This window comes from Tepidimonas sp. HKU78 (assembly GCF_049860815.1).
Classification (GTDB): Bacteria; Pseudomonadota; Gammaproteobacteria; order Burkholderiales; family Burkholderiaceae_C; genus Tepidimonas.
Map to the genome: position 1 here is coordinate 2,106,384 of NZ_CP187547.1, position 20,846 is coordinate 2,127,229.

Annotated in this window: 16 protein-coding genes; 11 read left to right on the forward strand and 5 right to left on the reverse strand. The window is 66.3% G+C overall.

From position 1 onward, the window contains the following. The first annotated feature begins 22 nt into the window (after positions 1-22). Positions 23-577: an NUDIX hydrolase gene (locus ACPYIS_RS10475; protein WP_424894640.1), complete on the forward strand. Its 555-nt coding sequence runs from the start codon at positions 23-25 to the stop codon at positions 575-577. A gap of 357 nt (positions 578-934) precedes the next feature. Here the strand turns inward: ACPYIS_RS10475 and istB are convergent, their stop codons facing one another. Then, complete coding sequence (gene istB, locus ACPYIS_RS10480) at positions 935-1,699, reverse strand: IS21-like element helper ATPase IstB (RefSeq protein WP_045786199.1); 765 nt, start codon at positions 1,697-1,699, stop codon at positions 935-937. Further along, positions 1,696-3,342: an IS21 family transposase gene (gene istA / locus ACPYIS_RS10485; RefSeq protein ID WP_424894389.1), complete on the reverse strand. Its 1,647-nt coding sequence runs from the start codon at positions 3,340-3,342 to the stop codon at positions 1,696-1,698. Before istA ends, istB begins: the two co-directional genes overlap by 4 nt. A 228-nt stretch (positions 3,343-3,570) precedes the next feature. Here istA and ACPYIS_RS10490 point away from each other — a divergent pair, with 228 nt between their 5' ends. Beyond that, positions 3,571-3,912, forward strand: a complete 342-nt coding sequence (locus tag ACPYIS_RS10490; protein WP_424894641.1) for an Hpt domain-containing protein — start codon at positions 3,571-3,573, stop codon at positions 3,910-3,912. A 4-nt stretch (positions 3,913-3,916) separates the two neighbouring features. On the opposite strand, the gene ACPYIS_RS10495 is transcribed toward ACPYIS_RS10490, so the two are convergent. Both ACPYIS_RS10495 and smc read right to left on the reverse strand, forming a co-directional pair. Then, a complete protein-coding gene (locus ACPYIS_RS10495) occupies positions 3,917-4,963 on the reverse strand; it encodes a cell division protein FtsZ (RefSeq protein WP_424894642.1) in 1,047 nt (348 codons plus the stop codon). Continuing rightward, on the reverse strand, positions 4,960-8,496 hold the full coding sequence (gene smc / locus ACPYIS_RS10500; protein WP_425973552.1) for a chromosome segregation protein SMC: 3,537 nt from the start codon (positions 8,494-8,496) through the stop codon (positions 4,960-4,962). The genes ACPYIS_RS10495 and smc overlap by 4 nt, the downstream gene beginning before the upstream one ends. 43 nt (positions 8,497-8,539) lie before the next feature. Here smc and dapC point away from each other — a divergent pair, with 43 nt between their 5' ends. The 9 genes from dapC (at position 8,540) to ACPYIS_RS10545 (ending at position 19,510) form a co-directional block, all read left to right on the forward strand. After that, complete coding sequence (gene dapC, locus ACPYIS_RS10505) at positions 8,540-9,784, forward strand: succinyldiaminopimelate transaminase (RefSeq protein ID WP_424894644.1); 1,245 nt, start codon at positions 8,540-8,542, stop codon at positions 9,782-9,784. A 28-nt stretch (positions 9,785-9,812) separates the two neighbouring features. Beyond that, the gene (gene dapD, locus ACPYIS_RS10510) at positions 9,813-10,637 is read left to right on the forward strand and encodes a 2,3,4,5-tetrahydropyridine-2,6-dicarboxylate N-succinyltransferase (protein ID WP_299018485.1); all 825 of its coding nucleotides are present in this window, start codon (positions 9,813-9,815) and stop codon (positions 10,635-10,637) included. Positions 10,638-10,660: 23 nt separating this feature from the next. Further along, on the forward strand, positions 10,661-11,821 hold the full coding sequence (locus tag ACPYIS_RS10515) for a PilT/PilU family type 4a pilus ATPase (protein ID WP_424894645.1): 1,161 nt from the start codon (positions 10,661-10,663) through the stop codon (positions 11,819-11,821). Positions 11,822-11,844: 23 nt separating this feature from the next. Further along, on the forward strand, positions 11,845-13,041 hold the full coding sequence (dapE, locus tag ACPYIS_RS10520) for a succinyl-diaminopimelate desuccinylase (protein WP_425973553.1): 1,197 nt from the start codon (positions 11,845-11,847) through the stop codon (positions 13,039-13,041). Beyond that, entirely contained in the window at positions 13,038-14,045 is a 1,008-nt protein-coding gene (locus tag ACPYIS_RS10525; RefSeq protein WP_424859347.1) for a L,D-transpeptidase Cds6 family protein, read from the forward strand. The genes dapE and ACPYIS_RS10525 overlap by 4 nt, the downstream gene beginning before the upstream one ends. A 147-nt stretch (positions 14,046-14,192) precedes the next feature. Further along, on the forward strand, positions 14,193-15,644 hold the full coding sequence (locus tag ACPYIS_RS10530) for a L,D-transpeptidase family protein (RefSeq protein WP_424894647.1): 1,452 nt from the start codon (positions 14,193-14,195) through the stop codon (positions 15,642-15,644). Then, the gene (gene prmB, locus ACPYIS_RS10535) at positions 15,614-16,567 is read left to right on the forward strand and encodes a 50S ribosomal protein L3 N(5)-glutamine methyltransferase (protein ID WP_424859351.1); all 954 of its coding nucleotides are present in this window, start codon (positions 15,614-15,616) and stop codon (positions 16,565-16,567) included. Before ACPYIS_RS10530 ends, prmB begins: the two co-directional genes overlap by 31 nt. Further along, entirely contained in the window at positions 16,564-18,546 is a 1,983-nt protein-coding gene (locus tag ACPYIS_RS10540; RefSeq protein WP_424859352.1) for an ABC-F family ATP-binding cassette domain-containing protein, read from the forward strand. Before prmB ends, ACPYIS_RS10540 begins: the two co-directional genes overlap by 4 nt. Further along, positions 18,533-19,510 carry an RsmB/NOP family class I SAM-dependent RNA methyltransferase gene (locus tag ACPYIS_RS10545; RefSeq protein ID WP_425973555.1) on the forward strand — a complete coding sequence of 326 codons (978 nt, stop codon included), beginning with the start codon at positions 18,533-18,535 and terminating at the stop codon, positions 19,508-19,510. The genes ACPYIS_RS10540 and ACPYIS_RS10545 overlap by 14 nt, the downstream gene beginning before the upstream one ends. A gap of 28 nt (positions 19,511-19,538) precedes the next feature. Here the strand turns inward: ACPYIS_RS10545 and ACPYIS_RS10550 are convergent, their stop codons facing one another. Further along, complete coding sequence (locus ACPYIS_RS10550; RefSeq protein ID WP_425973556.1) at positions 19,539-20,780, reverse strand: MFS transporter; 1,242 nt, start codon at positions 20,778-20,780, stop codon at positions 19,539-19,541. Positions 20,781-20,846: the final 66 nt, after the last annotated feature.

Genomic DNA, 20,846 nt, shown 5'->3' on the forward strand with positions numbered 1-20,846 from the left:
AGCGGGGCTTACACTAGCGCGCATGTTTCGCAGTTCCATCCGCTTTTGCCGCGCTTGCGCGACGGCGGTCGAATACCGGGTCCCCGACGACGGTGACACGCGCGTGCGCGCGGTCTGCCCCGCCTGCGGCACGATCCACTACGAAAACCCCCTCAACGTGGTGGGCACCGTGCCTTACTGGGGACCCCAGGGTGAGCAAGTGCTGCTGTGCCGGCGCGCCATCGAGCCGCGCCGGGGCAAGTGGACGCTGCCGGCCGGCTTCATGGAATTGGGCGAAACCACCGCGCAGGGCGCCCTGCGCGAGACACAGGAAGAGGCGGGCGCGGAAGTCGCGCTCGAGGGGCTGTTCACGCTGCTCAATGTGGCCCGCGTCGGCCAGGTGCACATTTACTATCGGGCCCGGCTGCTGAGTGATCGGTTCGCGCCGGGCCACGAGACGCTGGAGGCGCGCCTGTTTCACGAGCATGAAATCCCGTGGGAGGAGCTGGCCTTTCGCACCGTGCAGGAGACGCTGCGCCACTATTTCGACGATCGGCGGCGCGGACACTTCGGCGTGCACACCGGCGACATCGCATAAGGCCCGATGCACACGATGGCACGCGCTATCGCGCGGTCGGCCCGGCGCCGCGTGACATGCGTCACGAAGGCGCGATCCATTTTGATGGCATCGATCGGAAACTGCAGCACAGAGGCCAGCGACGAGTGCCCGACATCCTGCATGGCCAGGCTCTCGGCCATCTCGAGCTCGAGCAAAGAAGCGGATACAGCCGAAACCTGCAGCCAGACTTTGGCGTCTGGGCGATCGTGTCGGGATCGGCTGCGGAAGCGCTCATCTGGGATTCATCCATCCAGTGGACGGCGGCCACGCCCCCGATGGCCACCCCAAACTGCCCCACTTGTGGCCGGTCAAACTGCTCCAGGCAGGACGGTCGAATTATGAGGCTTCAGGGCTGATGGCGATGCGCGCGGCGGCCTCCTTGAGGCGGTAGCTCTTGCCCTCGAATTCCAGCATCGCGCAGCGGTGCATCAGGCGGTCCAGGATGGTGGTGGCCATGGTGGCGTCGCCCAGATACTTACCCCAGTCCTGCACCACCCGGTTGGAGGTCACCACGATCGACCTGCGCAACTTGTAGCGCTGGTGCACGATGGCCTGCAACACCTCGGCGGCGTGCTCGCTGATGCGCCGCGCCAGGAACAGGTCATCCAGGACCAGCAGGTCGGGCTGCACCCACTCCTTGAGCAGTGAGCCCCGCTCGGTGGCATTGCCCAGCGCGTAGCGGCCAAACTCGGTGTCCGCCTCCAGATAGCGCACATCGTGACCGGCCAGCGTGGCCTGGTAGGCCACCGCCTTGGCCAAGTGGCTCTTGCCCGTGCCGGGCTTGCCCACGATCAGTGCATTGGCGCCCTCTGCGATGAACTTGAGCGTGTGCAGCTCAAAGCAGGCCGATCTGGGCAGCTTGGGGTTGAAGCGCCAGTCAAAGTCGGCCAGCGTGACCTTCTCATCCAGCCCCGAGCGCTTGTAGCGGCGCTCCATCAGGCGCGTTCGGCGCCGGTCCAGCTCGTCTTGCAGCATGGCGGCGAAGGTCTCCAGGAACGGCTCCTGGCTGGCCTGGGCCTGCATCACGCGGGTCGACAGGGTCTCGGCAATGCCCGAGAGGCGCAATTCGCGCAGCGCGCGTTCGATCTCGGCCAGGTTCATGCCAGGCTCCCCGGTGCGGTGGTGGTGGCAGCGGTGGTACTGGATACGGTTGCCGTGGCCGTGGCTGCGGCGTGCGCGAAGAGATCACCGTACTCATCGACATCGCGGATGAGCCCGTGCTGCTGGGTCAGCTCTGGGGTGGTGAGCACCGCGCCGTTGTCACCGCTGGCATGGGCTTCAATGGCGGCGAGCGCCTGGGCAAAAAGACCCTCGCTCAAAGCCAGCACGCGCTTGTAGCTGTAGATGCCCTGCTCCAGGGCCTGGGCACAGGCGGCGTTGACGCAGTGGGCCGGGTAGCGCCGCACCAGAGCCACGATGCCCCAGAGCTTGCGCTGCCCGACCCGCCCCTCGATGGCAAAGAGCAGCTCACACAGACGGGCCGCATGTTCGCCGATCTCGCTGGCCTGGCGCAGGATGTAGCGGGTCTCGCGCGAGGGGTTGAACACCCGCTCGTCCTGGGGCAGCACGACAGAGCCAGGACGCTCGGCCTTGGGGTGGGTGCGCAGCAGATCGCCCGTGCTGGCCTGACGGATCTCGATGCGCTGGGCGTAGATGCGCACCAGCACCTTCGATCCGATGGCCGCCGGGCGCGCGGCGTAGCTGCTGTGCGCGACGCGCACGCAACTGTCATCGCACACCGTGCGCTCGACCTCGCTGAAATACTGCATGCCCAACAGCGGCAGCGCCTTGAGGTAGGCGCGTTCTTCCTCGAACATGGCCTGCACCTGGCGCCGCTCGGTGCCGTGGATGCGCTTGGCCGCCCAGTTCTTCTCCCAGTGCGCCAGGAACTCGTTGTGGGCCTCGATGGACTCGAAGCGCCGGCCCTTCAAGGCCGTGGCCTGGGTGTGGCCGATAGCGTGCTCGACCGTGCCCTTGCGGTTGGGGTCGCGTACCCGGGCTGGGTCGGCCACCACATGGTAGTGCGCCAGGGTGGCAGCGTAGACCTTGTTGAGTTCGGGTTCGTACAGGTCGGGCGTGATGACGCCTTCCTTGAGGTTGTCCAGCACCACGTACTGGGGGCAACCACCAAAGAAGCGAAAGGCCCGCTCGTGCAGCTCGGCCCAGATCTGGTGGCTGGACTTCCAGACCACGCAGCGAAAGCTTGCCCGCGAGTAGCGCAGCGTGGCCACGAACAGGCGGGGTTTGCGGTACCGATCAGAACCCGGCACCCGGGTGGGAGCGCCTTCGCCGTAGTCGACCTGCATCTCCTCGCCGGGCAGGAAGCTCAGGCGGTCGAACTGCTCGGGCTCCTTCTGGCGCAGTCGGGCCACGAAGCGTTTGACGGAGTTGTACTGGCCGGCAAAGCCGTGCTGGTCGACCAGGTCCTGGAAGATGGCCATGGCGTTGCGCTTGAGACGCAACTGCGCCTGGATGAACTCACGGTGGGGTTCGCACAGGGAGGAGGCCAGTGGCGCAGGGGCAACAGCAGGAGCCGGTGGCCGGGGTGGGGCAGTTTGACTGGCCACCGCCTCAGAGCCGGTGGCCACCCCGGGGCAGTTTGCCCGTTCGGCCGCAAAGCGTTGCCGGTAGGCGCGGATGGTGTGACGGGAGATACCTGTGACCCGCTCGATCTCTCGCTGGCTGGCGTTGGCCTCCAGCAGCGTCCATATGGTGGTTTGCAAGTGTGGCTTCAAGACGTTCACTCCGGTGGTCCCCTCGTTGGTGAGGGGGTGAAAGTAACGTCCTGCCTGTCGGCCAGCGGGCGACCAACATGCCAAGCTCAATGCATCAGGTCACCACTGGTCAGGTGGAGCAATTTGGGTGGCCATAAGTGGAGCACTTTGGGTGGCCGCCGGGGGCCACGCGCCATGACGCGGGCGCCACCCTCATACAATAGCACCGAAATATCGACCTTCTTGCAGGGCACGCCCATGACGGCATTCCTCGATCGAGCCAGTTTGGACGAAATGGTTACCCTGCTGGGTGACGACTTTCGCGACATCGTTCGGCTGTTCATCGAGCAACTCGGCAGCGACGTGGCCCAGCTGCAAGCGGCCCGCGCGGCGGGCGACTGGGATCGGCTGTACCGGGCGGCGCATACCCTCAAAGGCAGTAGCGGCAACGTGGGCGCGAGCGCCCTGTCCCTGAGTGCGGCGCGACTGGAACGGGCGGCGCGGATGTCCGACGCCGCGGCAGCGGACGGCGAACTGGCCGCATTACCCGCACTGGCCGAGCAAACGATGGCGGCGTTGCGCGCGGGCCGCTACGCCTGACGCGTCAACCAAACAGCCGGCGCGCCTGGGCAGATCCCGCCGGAAAGCCGCGCGCTTCCAGCGCCTCATACAGGATTTCCAATTCACCGCCGATGCGATCCAGCGCCGCGGGATCGAGTGGCTGTCCTGCATCGTCGCTGACCCAGCCATCCATGGCCGCCGCCAACGCAGCCGAGAGCTCGCGCAGGCGCTGGTAGGGGCGTTCATCCCGCGCAACATGGGTGGCCTCCAGCGTCAGCCGCACCTCGCGCAAAACGGCCAGTTCCGGGTCTTCGGCCAGCGCGGCCTGGGTTTCGAACTGCAGCACCAGCACGGGCGCCGCGCCTGGCGTGCCCCCGGGTAATACCATGCGCCCCGGCAACGCACCCGGCACGAATCCCAGCCGCGCCGCATGTTGCATCACATAGCCAGGATTCCACGCCGCCCGGCGCGCGCGCACGGTGAAGGCCAGTTGCGCGTCGTGCGCGGCGGCAAACTGGTCCAGCTCGCGCGCGCGCTGCACCACCGTCAACATGTCGGGCAAATCGGCCGCGGCTTGCAGGTGCTCGGCCCAGGTCTGTAGCTTTTGCGCAAACTCGGAGTACTCGATCTCGTTGAGCGGCCCGGCACGATTGGCGAGCTGAATGCCCGCCCGCAACGCGCGATAGCGTTGGCCCGGGCGTGGCTGCTCCCACGTGTCGTCATTGGGGGCGTCCTCTGCCAGCCCTTCGATCACGAAGGGTTTGCTGCCGATGCGGCGACTGCCCGGCAGGGCCTGCAAGACGGCGTCGCCCGACACGGGCTTTTCCAGCCGCAGCGGCACGATGACGTCGAGCCGCTCGCACAACACGCCGGGGACGGCGGCGGCCGGCACATTGCTCGCCGGCGCCATGTCGCCCTCGAGCGTGGGTTCGCGGCGCCCCTCCGCGGCATCGACGGTTGCCTCGCCCGCGGGCGGCGATGGCGCACGCCGGGGTTCGGCCCGGCGCGTTTGCCAGCGCTGGTATGCCCACACGCCCAGCAGCAGCACCACACCGGCGACGATCAAACCGATCTGCAATGGACTCATCATGGGGTCGCATTCTCCATCAGCGATGTCGCAGCCGCCAAATCCACCGCAACGATGCGTGAAACGCCCTGCTCCGGCATGGTCACCCCAATCAATTGCTCCGCCATTTCCATGGCGATGCGATTGTGGCTGATGAACAAGAATTGGGTGTCACGGCTCATGCGCGTGACCAGCCGCGCGTAGCGTTCGGTATTGGTGTCGTCCAGCGGCGCGTCCACTTCGTCGAGCAAACAAAACGGCGCCGGGTTGAGCTGGAAAATCGCAAACACCAGCGCGATGGCGGTGAGCGCCTTCTCGCCCCCCGACAACAGGTGGATGGTCTGGTTTTTCTTGCCCGGCGGCTGCGCCATGACCTGAACGCCGGCGTCCAGAATTTCCTCGCCGGTCATGATCAGGCGCGCCTGTCCGCCCCCGAAGAGCTCGGGGAACATGCGCCCGAAGTGGGCATTGACGGTCTCGAAGGTGTGCCCCAGCAGCTCGCGGGTCTCGGCGTCGATTTTGCGGATCGCATCCTCCAGCGTCTGGATGGCCTGTTGCAGGTCGTGCGACTGGCTGGCCAAAAACTGCTGCCGCTCGCGCGCGGCGCTGAGTTCTTCGAGCGCGGCCAGGTTCACCGCCCCCAGCGCGGCCATCTCGCGCTGCAGTCGGTCGATCTCGCCCTGCAGCCCCTGCAAGCGCACGCCGTCGGCCTGCACGGTGCGCGCGACTTCCTCGGGATCGACACCCGCCTCCGCCAGCCATTGGCTGTACTGGTCCAATGCCAGCTGAGCCGCTTGCTCTTTGAGCTGGAATTCGGTGATGCGCTGGCGCAACGGATCGAGTTCGCGCTCGCAGCGTAGCCGATGCTCGTCGGCCGCCCGCAGGCGGGCCGTCAACTCGTCGTAGCGGCTGCGCACCGCCGCCAGCGCCTGCTCGCGCCGCTGGCGCTCGTCGAGCGCGCCCTGCAAACCGTGGCGCGCCGCCGCGTCCGTGAGGCGCTCCAATTCGGCCTCGCACTGCGCACGATCGACCGCCAGACGTGCCTCCTGCTCGCGCGCCGCTTCCCACTGACGCTGCCACTCGGCTCGCCGGGCGGCCAGCGAGCGCTGGGCAAACGCCGCCTCTTGAGCCTGGCGCTCGATGGCGCGGGCTTGCTCGCGCGCGCCGTGCAGGCGCCGCTCGGCGTCGCCGGCCGCATCTTCGGCATACGCCAGCGCCTCCTGCGCATCGGCCAGCTGCAGGTCCAGCGCCTCGAAGCGGCCCTCGGCCTCGACGCGGCGCATTTCGATCGCCGCCAGACTCTCGTCGACCTCGGCCAGGTCGGCGTCGAGCCGCTGCAGGCGCTGGCGGGCCTGCTCGGCGGCTTGTTCTCCCTTGAGCAACTCGACTTGGACGGCATGGCGACGCTGCTGCGCCTCGGCCACATCGCGGCGCGCCTGCTGGATCTGCTGGTTCACCTCGGCCACGCGCGCCCGGGCGCGCTGCAGGCGCAGCTGCGCCTCTTCGTGGATGAGGGCCAGCGCGCGCACCTCTCGCCCGAGGTGCTCGATCTCGTGCGCCCGCGCCAGCAAGCCGGCTTGCGGATCATCCTCCGCATAAAACGCCACATCATGCGCCCCCACGCTGTGGCCCTGCGGGGTGTAGAGCCGGTGCCCGGGCGCCAGCTCGCCGCGCAGCCGCAACGCGGTCTCCAGATCGGACACGCACCACGCGCCGTGCAGCCATGCCGCCAACACCGCATGCAGCGTCGCGTCGTGCAGGCGCAGGCGCTCGGACAACGGCGTGCACCCCTGCGGACCTACCGGAGCGCTCGACACAGGCGCGCCCGACGCAGGGGGCGAAAAAAATGCCAGCTTGCCCGGCGGCGCCTCGCGCGCCAGGCCCTGCACCCCTTCGAGCTGGCGCACTTGCCGCGCCCGCAGGCGCTCACGCAGCGCGGCCTCCAGGGCCGTCTCCCAGCCCGGCTCGGTATCCAGTTGCGTCCACAGGCTGGGCATGGCGTCCAAGCCGTGGCGCTGCAACCAGGGTTGCACCCGGTCGTCGGCCTGCAGCTTTTCCTGCAGGGCCTGAAGGGCCTGTCGTCGCGCCTGCGCCTCGGCCAGCCGTCGGCCGGCCTCTTGCTCGGCCTGCAGGGCGGTGTGCTGCTCGTCTTGCGCCTCGGGCAACCGGGCCTCGGCGATGGCCAGCCGCTCTTGGGCCAGCACCCACGCTTCCTCCGCGGCCATCGCCTCGGCCTGCCAGTGCGCCAGTCGCTCACCGTCCGGCGGCACGGCAGCGGCCCGCTCACTGCCGAGCCGGTCGCGGCGCAGGCGCAATTGGCGCGCCTGCTCGTCCAGTGCCCGCTGCTCGGCAGCCAGCACGCCAAGTGACTGCTGCACGTCGCCCACGCGCTGGCGCTGCTGGGTCAGGCGCGCCTGCGCCTGGCGCCAGGCCTCCTCCAGCGCGGGCAGGCGCTGGGTCTGCTCTTCCAGCTGGGCCGCCAAGGTCTCGGCCTGTTCGGCTGCGCCGCCTTCTTGCTCATCCAGCGCCGCCAGCTCCAGTACGGCGGCTTCGGCACGGGCACGCCATTCCTGCGCCTGCTGAGTCAACGCCTGCAAACGCTGCTCGGCGCGCTGCCGCCCCTCACCCACGAAGCGAATCTCGGCTTCCAGCCGGGCCACCTCTGCCGCCGCCTCGTACAGCTGCCCCTGGGCGCGGTTGACCGCTTCGCCCGTCTCGTAATGCGCCTGGCGCAGTGTTTCCAGGTCGGCCTCGATACGGCGCAGCTCGGCCAAACCCGCCTGCAGCGCGTCGACCGCCTGCTGACCCTCGGCACGTACCTGTGCCAACTGCGTCTCGGCCTCGCGCCGCTTGAGCCACCACAGCTGGTGCTGACGGCGTGTGGCCGCCGCCTGCAGCTCATGGTAGCGGCGTGCCACCTCGGCTTGCTGCTCCAGTCGCTCCAGTTGCGCGTTGAGCTCGCGCAGGATGTCCTCGACCCGCGTCAGGTTTTCGCGCGTGTCGGCCAGACGGTTGGCGGTCTCGCGCCGGCGCTCCTTGTATTTGGATACCCCGGCTGCCTCCTCCAGAAACAGCCGCAGTTCCTCGGGTCGACTTTCGATGATGCGGCTGATCGTGCCCTGGCCGATGATGGCGTACGCGCGCGGCCCCAGGCCCGTGCCCAAAAACACGTCGTGCACGTCGCGCCGGCGCACCGGCTGCTGGTTGATGAAGTAGCTGCTGGTGCCGTCGCGCGTGAGCACGCGCTTGACAGCGATTTCGGCATACTGGTTCCAAGGGCCGCCCGCACGGCGCGCGCTGTTGTCGAACACCAGCTCCACACTGGCCCGCTGGGCGGGCTTGCGGGTGGTCGTGCCGTTGAAGATGACGTCCTGCATGGACTCGCCGCGCAGCTCACTGGCCTTGGACTCACCCAGCACCCAGCGCACGGCGTCCATGATGTTGGACTTGCCGCAGCCATTGGGGCCGACGACGCCCACCCGCTGCCCGGGCAGATGGAACGTCGTGGGATCGGCGAACGACTTGAAGCCGGAGAGTTTGATCGTTTGCAAGCGCACGGGGCGCTAGTTTACGTGTCCGCACCCGCTACCATTGCGCCCCATGACCGATGCGCTCAACCCGCTGCTGCAGCGCCTGCAGCCTTATCCGTTCGAACGCCTGCGCGCACTCACGGCCGGCATCACCCCGAACCCGGCACTGCGACCCATCAACCTGGGCATCGGCGAGCCGCGCCACCCCACCCCCGAGGTGCTCAAACGCGCCCTGCACGCGGCCATCGATGACCCCGCCGGCGGCTTGGCCGCCTACCCCGCCACCGCCGGCACACCCGCGCTGCGCCAGGCCTGCGCCGACTGGCTGCAGCGCCGCTATGGCATCGAGGTCGACCCGGCGCGCCAGATCTTGCCCACGTTGGGCTCGCGCGAGGCGCTCTTCGCACTGGCCCAGGTGGTCATCGATCCGCGTGCCTTCGCCAGCGCCGACGAGCCGGTCGTCGTCTGCCCCAACCCGTTTTACCAAATCTACGAAGGCGCGGCGCTGTTGGCCGGCGCCACGCCGTGGTTTGCGCCCAGCGACCCGGCGCGCAACTTCGCGGTGGACTGGGATCGCGTGCCCGATGCGGTCTGGGCACGCACGCGGCTGGTCTATGCGTGCTCGCCCGGCAACCCCACGGGCGCGGTGATGCCGCTGTCCGAGTGGCAGCGCCTGTTCGAATTGAGCGATCGCCACGGCTTCGTCATCGCCAGCGACGAGTGCTACAGCGAAATTTACTTTCGCGATGAGCCCCCACTGGGCGCTCTGCAAGCCGCCGCAGCGCTGGGCCGACACGATTTCCGACGCCTCATCATGCTGACCAGCCTGTCCAAGCGCAGCAATGCACCCGGGCTGCGCAGTGGTTTCGTGGCGGGGGATGCCGACATCATTCGCGCCTTCACGCTCTATCGCACCTACCACGGCAGCGCCATGAGCCTGGCCGTGCAAGCCGCTAGCGCCGCCGCTTGGGCCGACGAGTCGCACGTGCAGGACAACCGCGCGCGCTACCGCGCCAAGTTCGAGCGCGTCACCCCGCTGCTGGCACAGGTAATGGACGTGCGGCTGCCCGACGCCGGCTTTTACCTGTGGGCACGCGTGCCCGAGCGCTTCGGCGGCACGAGTGGCGGCAGTGACACCGACTTTGCCCGGGCATTGTTCGCCCAATACAATGTCACCGTGCTGCCCGGCAGCTACCTGGCGCGCGAATGGCAGGGGTCGAATCCGGGCGCCGGGCGCATCCGCATGGCGCTCGTGGCCGATGCCGACGAGTGCCTGGAGGCGGCCAGCCGCATCGTGCGTTTCATCCAGTGCTGACTCCTTTCCCACCCCCGTGTCCACGACCATGACCCACCCACTGCAGCAGATCATCGAAAACGCCTGGGACAACCGCAGCCAGCTCTCGCCTGGCAACGCCCCGCAAGAGATCATCGACGCCGTCGAGCACGTCATTGCCGAACTCAACAGCGGCCGTCTGCGCGTGGCGACGCGCCACGGTGTCGGCCAATGGACGGTGCATCAGTGGATCAAAAAGGCGGTGCTGCTGAGCTTTCGGCTGCGCGACAACGAGGTGGTGCGCGCGGGCGATCTGACTTTCTACGACAAGGTGCCGACCAAATTCGCCCATATGACCCCACAGGAGCTGGCCGCCGCTGGCGTGCGCGTGGTGCCGCCGGCCGTGGCCCGGCGCGGCAGCTACATCGCCAAGGGCGCGATCCTGATGCCGTCCTACGTCAACATCGGCGCCTACGTCGATGAAGGCACCATGGTCGATACCTGGGCCACGGTCGGCTCGTGCGCGCAGGTGGGCAAGAACGTCCACCTCTCGGGTGGCGTGGGTTTGGGCGGCGTACTCGAGCCGCTGCAAGCCAATCCCACCATCATCGAGGACAACTGCTTCATTGGCGCGCGCTCCGAGATCGTCGAAGGCGTCATCGTCGAGGAGAACTCGGTCATCTCGATGGGCGTGTACATCGGCCAAAGCACCCCGATTTACGACCGCACCACGGGCGAGATCCTCTACGGCCGCGTGCCGGCCGGCTCGGTCGTCATCAGTGGCAGCTTACCCAAGGAGGGCGGCAAGTACAGCCTGTACGCGGCCATCATCGTCAAGCGGGTGGACGCGCAAACGCGTGCCAAAACCAGCTTGAACGATTTGTTGCGCGACTGACGCGCTCCCACAGGGCAACCTCGATGGGTGTGATGGAATCCCTGCTGCGGCTGATGGCCGACAAAAAGGCGTCGGACGTCTATCTGTCGGCCTCGGCACCGGTGCTCATCAAAATCAACGGCGTGACGCTGCCGGTCAACGACCAGCCACTGCCCGCCGACGGGCCCTACCGGCTGCTGGCCGAGGTGGTCAAGCCCGAGCAGCTGCAAGCGTTCGATGGCAGCGGCGAGCTCAACATCGCCATCCCGATGCCCGACGTCGGTCGCTTTCGCATCAGCGCCATGCGCCAGCGCGGCACCTGCGCCGTGGTGATTCGATTCATCAGCGGCCAGATTCCCAAGGTGGGAGAGCTGGGCATCCCGCCCGTGCTCACGCAAATGATCATGGCCAAGCGCGGGCTGATGCTGGTGGTCGGCGCCACCGGCTCCGGCAAGAGTACGACGCTCGCCGCCCTGCTGGACCACCGCAATGAACACACCACGGGCCATATCCTGACGATCGAGGATCCGATCGAATACTTGTTCAAGAACAAGAAGTCGGTCGTCAACCAGCGCGAGGTGGGCACCGATACCGAATCGTTACAGGTGGCGCTCAAGAACGCGTTGCGCCAGGCGCCGGACGTGATCCTGATCGGCGAAATCCGCGACCGCGACACCATGTCGCAAGCCATCGCCTACGCTCAGTCGGGCCACCTGGTGCTCGCGACCCTGCACGCCAACAATAGCTACCAGGCGCTCAATCGCATCCTCAATTTCTATCCGGTCGAGGTGCGGCCGACGATGCTCAACGACCTCGCCTCGTCGCTCAAGGCCATCGTCTCGCAGCGGCTGCTGCGCACCGTCGACGGCGGCCGCACACCGGCGGTCGAGGTGATGGTCAACACGCGCCTGATCAGCGAGCTGATCGAAAAAGCCGACTTCTTCGGCGTGCGCGAGGCGCTGGAGAAGTCGATGGCCGAAGAATCGCAGACCTTCGAGGCGGACCTGGCGCGGCTGATTCTGTCTGGGCGCATCACGCGTGAGGAGGGCTTGGCCTACGCCGACTCGCCCACCAACCTGCTGTGGCGGCTGCAAAACGACGACCGGGCGCGCGCGCTCGCGCAAAGCCGGCCTGGCGGCCGTGCCGACGAACCCGGCAAAGGCGGCGGGCCCTCGTTCGAAGGTTTTCTTCCCCCCTCGACCTGAGCGCCACCCGGGCGCCGACCCCGATGACCGACACCCAACGCCTTGCCGAGGCCCTGATCCGCTGCCCCTCCGTCACGCCGCACGACGCCGGCTGCCAAACCCTGCTCGCCGAGCGACTGCGGGCACTGGGCTTTGTGTGCGAAACCATCGAGAGTGGCCCGGACGACTTTCGCGTCACCAACCTGTGGGCACTGCGGCCGGCAGCCACCCCGGACGCGCCGGTACTGGTCTTCGCCGGACACACCGACGTCGTACCCACCGGGCCGCTGGAGCACTGGAGCAGCGACCCCTTCACGCCCACGGTGCGCGACGGCAAGCTGTACGGGCGCGGTGCCAGCGACATGAAGTCGTCGCTGGCGGCCATGGTGGTGGCGTGCGAGGAGTTTTTGCGCTCGCACCCCGAGCCCGCGCTGGCCATCGGTTTTTTGCTCACCAGCGATGAGGAGGGGCCAGCGCGCGACGGCACGGTGGTCGTGTGCGATGCGCTGCGCCAGCGCGGCCAGCGCCTGGACTGGTGCATCGTGGGCGAACCCACCAGCGTGCAGCGCACCGGCGACATGATCAAAAACGGGCGGCGTGGCAGCTTGAGCGGGCGGCTCACCGTCAAAGGCATCCAAGGGCACATCGCCTACCCGCACCTGGCGCGCAATCCCATTCACCTGCTCGCGCCGGCATTGGCCGAGCTGGTCGCCACCCGCTGGGACGAGGGCAATGCCCACTTCCCGCCCACCAGCTGGCAGGTGAGCAACATCCACGGCGGCACAGGGGCCAGCAACGTCATCCCGGGCACGGTGGTTGTGGATTTCAATTTCCGGTTCAGCACTGAATCCACCGCGGAAAACCTTCAGCAGCGAGTTCACGCCTTGTTGAACAAGCATGGCATGCGCGAGGGCCAAGATTACGAACTCACGTGGACATTGGGCGGGCAGCCGTTTCTCACACCGGCAGGCACGCTTCTGGAAACCGTGCGAGCGGCGGTGTACGAGGTCACGGGGACGGAGCCCGACGTCTCTACCACCGGCGGCACCAGCGATGGCCGCTTCATTGCAAAGATATGCTCCGAAGTGATCGAGCTTGGCCCACCCAATGCGACGATTCATCAAATCAACGAATACGTCGATCTGTCGGATCTGCACACGCTGCAACGCATGTATCATCTCGTGCTATCGAAATTGAGTGCGCTGGCACTATCATCATCAACCGTCCACGATAAAACATGAAGGTGAGCCGCATGAATACGCTTACTGGCACTCTACGGTCCTGGCTGGCAACCGCCATCGGCATCGGTTCGGTGGCCGTGTCACTCCACGCCCTCGCCGACCCGATCGACACCATCATCAACCTCTACCGTTCCGGGAAGACCGCACAAGCACTTTCGCTTGTTGACGAGCGACTTTCGACCTCGCCCAAAGATCCACAATTGCAGTTGCTCAAGGGTGTGATTTTGGCTGAAATGGGACGCAGCAAGGACGCGCGCGCTATTTTCCAAGCACTCATCGTCGACCACCCCCAACTACCCGAGCCTTACAATAACTTGGCCGTATTGTATGCTGCCGAAGGGGATTACGAAAAAGCACGCACCGTACTGGAAATGGCCATCAAAACCAACCCCAGCTACGCCACAGCGTATGAGAATCTCGGCGATATTTATGCGAAATTGGCCAGTGACTCCTACGCCAAGGCCTTAAACCTTCAGCCCAAGAAAGAGGTACAACCCAAGCTGCGCTTGATTAACCAGGTTGTCGCCATGACTCCCTCGGCGGGCGCGAGCGCGAAAGCCGTACCTAGCACACCGGCAGTCACCGCTGCAGCATCCGCTACCTCTGCCAGCGAACCGGCAACCGTCGCGCGTGCGAGCGAAGAAAAAGCAGGCATCGATAATGCGACCAACGATGCGATTCGCCAAGCAATCGAACGCTGGCGCCGATCTTGGTCTGAGCGCAATATTCAAGGCTATTTAGATAGCTATGACCCTGGGTATAAGCCAAATCCCAACGTCACGCGAGAACAGTGGATCAAAGAGCGTACCGCCCGTATCGTACCACGTAAATTTATCGAAGTGACCATCGATGATTTGCGCTTGGAACCCGGCAACGATGATACCGTCATCGCCCGATTTACCCAGCATTACCGCTCGGACAGCCTCGAAACTCGGACGAAAAAGGAGCTGGTATTTTCGCGCCGCAATGGCGCGTGGCTTATCGTGAGCGAGCGTAGCCGTTGATTCATGTCCCGCCGCCCACACTGGCATGTCGTTCTGCTGCTATTGATCACTCCATTCGTTGGAGCTGGTTGTTGGTGGCTGCTTTACGATGACAGCCCGCCTAGCCTTACATCTTCCGCCGCCAAAGTCCCGCCTGGCGACGGAGAGATGCCACGGCCTCGCGTTACACCACAAGAGGTACTGGTTGACGCGGAATTGGCGCTTCTGCGCGCGACAGACGCGCTGATAGAGGCTCGGCTGACCGATGCCGAAGCGTTGCTGCATGACGCACTCAAACAGGAGCCGCACTTTCGTTTGGCTCATGCGTTGCTCGGCGATATCCTGCGCGCCCGTAGCGGATTACCGTCAAAATTGCATGGCGACGAGCAAAGCGCTGCGATGAGCATAATTCAGCAAGAGCTGAAGCATCGAATACAGGCGCCCGAGATGTTACCTCCAACGGATGTATGGCCACAGGGCTTGGTTAGCTTTTCTCCATTTAGCCCGCACGCTTTCGTGGTCGATGCGCAGGCATTGCGAATGTATTGGCTTCGTAAGAATGAGCGCCCCGAAGATCCGCCAAGAGTGATCGCGAGTTTTTATGTTTCGGTCGGTAAAGCGGGGGTCGGAAAGCAAACTGAGGGGGACAATAAAACACCCTTGGGCGTCTATCACATCACCCATCGCCGCACGGGGCGCGACCTGCCAGCTTTTTATGGTGCCGGTGCATTGGTTCTTGATTACCCCCATGCCGTCGATCGCCTCCTGGGGCGCACGGGGAGTGGCATTTGGCTGCACGGCAGCCCGCCCAACACCTACACTAGAGACCCGCTGGCGTCCGAAGGATGCGTGGTGCTCTCCAATAGCGACATGCAGCAATTGATGCAACTCGAAGATGCACTGGGCAGCCCGGTTCTTATCTTACCAGAATTGAAATGGGTCAGTGCTGCCACCCATCGGCAACAACGCGAGGAGGCCATCGACATTCTTCGCTCATGGGCGCGCCAACACTATGGGCTCGATCTTTTACCCGACGCGCTAGGCATTCAACGCTGGTTCGATCGTGACGGGCATTGGTATTGGCGAGTCGAGTATCGCGTACCTGGGGCGGATCGCATGCGATACACATGGTTTTTTCGCGAACAGGAAGATGGTTTGATACATGTCGCCGGCAATTTGCCACCCCCAGCTGACAATACAGCCGCGACCGCTAAAAACGATAAAGGCGTTGATAGCAATGAAACACCCACTTCGCCCACTCGCCAACCTGCAACCACGACCAATGTTGAACAAGACATCCTAAAAATGCTACATGGATGGGCAAGCGCCTGGGCGAGGCGTGATTTGAATGCCTATTTTTCTTACTATCACCCCAATTTTTCACCCAAGGGCCTGTCGCAGGCGGCGTGGAAAGAGCAGCGCCGAGATCGCATCATGGGACGACCTCGCCTGCGCATCGACATCGAACAGCCACGGATTCGGGTTCAACAGAACAGGGCCACCGTCACGTTCATTCAACGTTATCAAGCCGACAACCAGCCCGAGCTGCGCACCCGCAAAACCCTGCATCTTGAACGCGTTGGCTCTCAATGGCGGATTGTGGAGGAGCAGGCGCCGTGACATCGCCAACCTTACACGCACTGGTCATGGAGGCGCGGCAGCGGCTGGTGACGGCGGGCATTCACTTTGGGCATGGGACCACCAATGCTGATGATGAAGCCGCATGGCTCGTCCTATGGAAATTGGGGGAGCCACTCGACTTGGACCTGGCGGCACATGGCGATCGCCCGTTATCGCCCGCCCAAGTCGAGGCGGCCCTCGCCGTCGTTGAGGAACGAATTCGCACCCGCAAGCCCGCCGCCTATCTGACCGGTGAGGTGTGGCTGCAAGGCGTCGCGTTTTACGTCGACGAGCGGGTGATCGTGCCGCGCAGCCTGATCGCCGAACTCATCGCTGCCGCACCGCAAGCAGACGAGCTCGACCCTTGGCTGTCGCCGCATACGCACCGCGTGCTCGACCTGTGCACGGGCAACGGCTCGCTGGCGGTGCTGGCCGCCATGGCTTGGCCCGACGTGCAGGTGGACGCCAGCGACATCAGCACCGATGCCCTGGCGGTAGCGGCGCGCAACGTTCAGCGGCACGGCCTGCAGGATCGCATCCGGCTGTTGTACAGCGACGGCTGGCGAAACCTCACCGACCGCTATGACCTGATTGTGTGCAACCCGCCGTACGTCAACCGTGCCAGCATGGCGGCGTTGCCACCGGAATACCGGGCCGAACCCGCACTGGCGCTCGACGGGGGCGAAGACGGCATGGACTTCGTACGCCACCTGTTGGCGCACGCGCTCGAACACATGACCGACGACGCGGTATTGGTGCTGGAGATCGGCCACGAGCGCGTGCATTTCGAGCGCGCGTTTCCCACCCTACCGGTGGTGTGGCTGCGCACCAGTGCGGGCGCGGACTCGGTGGTGCTCATCACGCGCGAGGCGCTGGCCCTGGCTCACGACGACCTGCCGCCCGATCCCCGCCCCGCACCATGATCACGCTGCGCGACGTCACGCTGCGCCGTGGGGCCAAGGTGGTGCTCGACGGCGCCAGCGTCACCCTCCATCCCGGCGAGAAGGTCGGACTCGTGGGCCGCAATGGCGAGGGCAAATCGAGCCTTTTCGCGTTGTTGCTGGGGGGGTTACACGAGGACGCGGGCGAAGTGAGCGTGCCGCGCCACTGGCGCATCGCCCACGTGGCGCAATCGATGCCCGAGGGCAACACCCCGGTGACCGATTTCGTGCTGGTCGGCGACACCCGCTTGCAAGAGGCGCAGGCGCAGCTGCACGCCGCCGAGGCGACTGGCGATGGCGACGCCATCGCCCTGGCGCACGCCGCCTTGGCCGACGCGGGCGCCCACGATGCGCGCGCCCGCGCCCAGGCACTGTTGTTGGGCTTGGGATTCGCCCCCGCCGAGTTGGATCGACCGGTGGACGCCTTCTCCGGTGGCTGGCGCATGCGGCTACAGCTGGCGCGGGCCCTGATGTGCCCGAGCGACTTGCTGCTGCTCGACGAACCCACCAACCACTTGGATCTGGACGCCGTGGTTTGGCTGGAGGGGTGGCTGCAACGCTACCCCGGCACGCTGGTGGTGATCAGCCACGACCGGGAATTGCTCGATGCCGTCACCCGCGTCACCCTGCACCTGGAGCAAGGACGCCTGACGCGCTACGGCGCCTCGGTCACGCGCTTCGAGCAGATGCGGGCCGAGCAACTGCAACAGCAGCAGACGGCCTACCTGCGCCAGCAAGAGCGCATCGCGCACCTGCAGCGCTTCATCGATCGCTTTCGCGCCAAAGCCACCAAAGCCCGCCAGGCGCAAAGCCGCCTCAAGGCGCTCGAGCGCATGGAGCGACTTGCGCCCGTGCTGGCTGAGGGCGATTTCGGTTTCGAGTTCGCCGACCCTGGCGCGCTGCCCAACCCGATGCTCATGCTGCAGGACGTGACCGTTGGCTACCGAGGCGACACCGACCACGCGGTCGTGCAAGCAGTGCGCTGCAGCATCCTGCCGGGGCAGCGCATCGGCATACTGGGCGCCAACGGGCAGGGGAAATCGACCTTGGTCAAGACCATCGCCGGGGTGCTGCCGCCGCTGGCGGGCCGGGTGGTGCCGGGCAAGGGCCTGCGCATTGGCTACTTTGCCCAGCATGCGCTGGACATCCTGCGCCCCGACGAAACCCCGCTGCAGCACCTGCTGCGCTGGGCCCGCGACGCGCAGGCCCAAGGCACGCTCGCGGGGCAATCCACCCGCGAGCAGGATCTGCGCACCCATCTGGGCACCTTTTTGTTCGGTGGCGACAGCGCCGCACAGCCCGTGGGCACGCTCAGCGGCGGCGAAAAGGCCCGCCTGCTGCTTGCGCTGTTGGTCTGGCAGCGGCCCAACTTGCTGCTGCTGGACGAGCCCACCAACCACCTCGATTTGGCCACACGCGAGGCGCTGACGTTGGCGCTCGGCACCTTCGAGGGCACCGTGCTGCTGGTCAGCCACGACCGCGCCCTGCTGCGCAGCGTGTGCGACCAGTTCTGGCTGGTCGCAGACGGACGACTGTCCCCCTTCGACGGCGATGTGGATGACTATCAGCACCACCTGCTGGAAGTCGCTCGGTTGCGCCAAGAGCGCCTGCGCCGCGAACGCCCCGACACGCCCGACACGAACGGCGCTGTGGCCGCGACGCGCACCAGCCCGCAGGAGCGCCGACGGCTGCAAGCCCAACGTCGCCAGCAACTGGCCGAACGGCTCAAGCCCCACCGGCGCGAGCGCGAGGTGCTCGAGGCGCGACTCGAGGCGCTGCACGCCGAACAACTTGCCTTGCACGAACGACTGGCCAGCACAGCCCAGGCCGCGGATCTGGCCGACGCCGGACGGCGCCTGAAGGCGGTGCAAGCCGAACTGGCCGAGGTCGAGGAACGCTGGCTCGAGGTGGCGGATCTGATCGAGCGTTGGGAGCGCGAAGCCAGCGATGCCGATGCCTGAGCACCCCCCCGAGGCCCGCGCCGACCTCCCCCCGCTGCCGCCGGCCTTCGACACTTTGTTGCGCGCCGTCATCTCCCCCGAATGGCTGCCCGTGGTCGAGGCGAGCTACACCGCACCAAAGGCCGTCGTCTTTCGCGTCAACCCCCTGCGCCTGAGCGATGTGGAGCCTGCATTGGCGGCGTTGGCCCCCTTGCAGCCACAGCCCATCGCCGGCGCGCCCGGGGTCTATCGCGTTGCGGCGGAGCACCGCGCCACCCTCACCCACCATCCGCTGGCCAGTGACGGCAGCCTCTACATTCAGGGCATCGCGAGCATGGCCGCGGTCTGGGCGCTCGATCCCCAACCGGGCGAAGAAGTGCTGGACCTGGCCGCCGCACCCGGTGGCAAAACCGCGCTCATCGCCGCTTGTATGCGCAACCAGGGACGGATCGCGGCGGTGGAGCCGGTGCGCGCGCGGTTTTTTCGGCTCAAGGCCAACTTGCAACGCCTGGGGGTGCGCAACGCCCAGCTCTACCTCAAGGACGGCTGCCAGGTCGGCCGTCTCGTGCCATCTCGCTTCGACCGTGTGTTGCTCGACGCCCCTTGTTCGTCCGAAGCGCAGTTCACCCGGCTCGACCCCGCATCGTGGGCGCACTGGAGCCCGAAAAAAGTACGCGCCAGCGCCATGCTGCAAGCACGCCTGCTGCGCTCGGCCGCGGACGCGGTCAAACCCGGTGGCGTCTTGGTCTACAGCACCTGCTCCCTCTCGCCAGAGGAAAACGAGGAGGTGCTCGATGGCCTGCTGCGCGAACGCGACGACCTGATACCGGAGCCCCTGCCCTGGCTGGTGGACATCCCCGCGCAACCGGGCCTGACCGCCTGGAACGGACGAACGCTGCATCCGGGGCTGTCGCTGGCGCGCCGTATCGTGCCCACCGACTGGAGCGACGCGTTTTTCCTCTGCCGCCTGCGTCGGCAAGCCTGAGTGCCGCACTGCGCCTCGCGCGCACGGCTCAGGTGCGTGCCGCCTGCTCGCCCGTACGCCGCCCCACGGCCAGCGCCGCCGCCACCGCGAGCAACAGGGTGGCGGCACCACCCGCCAGCGTGGCGGCATACCAGCCGTGGTCCATCCACACGCCAAACACCAGCGGCGCCAGGGCAAATCCCGTATCCAAACCGGAATAGACCGTGCCGTACACGCGGCCCGTGGCCCCTGGGGGCGTGGCGCGTTTGATGAGCAGATCCCGGCTCGGCCCGCCGATCCCGATGGCAAAGCCCGTCACGGCGAGCAACACCATCGACCCCACGCCACCCAGCCATCCGGTGGCGGCCACCGCCATCAACGCGGCGCCAGCCGCAAGCGTCCAGGCCACCACGCGGTCGGCGTGCCGCGTACGCGCGGCGACGAACCCGCCGCCCAGCATGCCCACCGCTCCGGCCAGCATGTATGCCGTCACGGTCACGGCAGCGGTGGCCAAGGGAATCCCGTGCATCGCTTGCAGGATCGACGTGGCGTACGTCTGCACGACGGCCAGCGTCATCGTCGACAGCAAGAAAAATCCAAAACACCCCCACACGACCGGCAGGCGCAAAAACGCCAGATCGTCGGCCCGCGACCGTCCGGGCGGGCGCGGCACGGCCACCGTGTGCAGATGGTCCCGCTGCCACCACAGGACGGCCAGCACCACCGCATAAACCGCGATGGCCGCCCAGTACGCCAAGCGCCAAACATCGATGGCCGCGATGCCGACCAAAAACACCGGTGCCAAAGCCCAGCCGAGATTGCCGGTCAGCCCATGCGCGCTGAAGGCGTATCCGAGTCGAGGGGCCGAGACACGTTGGTTGAGGATGGAAAAATCCACCGGGTGAAACGGTGCGTTGCCCAGGCCCGCGAGCACCGCCGCGAGCAACAATCCGCCGTAGCCTTGGGCCAACGCCGCCGACAAGGCCGACGCCATGAACAGCCCGATGGAGGCGAACAGCACAGGGCGGGCCCCCACCCGATCGACCAAAAAACCCGACAGCGCCTGGCCCACTCCAGAAATAAGGAAAAACAGGCTGGTCAGCAACCCCACCTGAGAAAAGCTCAAGCCGAACTCGCGCATGAACACCGGAAACAGCGGCGCGAGCAACAGGTGCGAAAAGTGGGAGGTGGCGTGCGCCAGCCCCACGAGGCCGATGACGAGCGCATCGCGCTGCCACGGCACGGTAGCCGACCGGTCCACGGCAGCCACGTTACTGAGCGGGGAAGACATGGGCGGGGATCCTACACGGTTGAGCACCGCCCTGCCGCCCCGGCCCGCCACACAGGCGACAGGGCA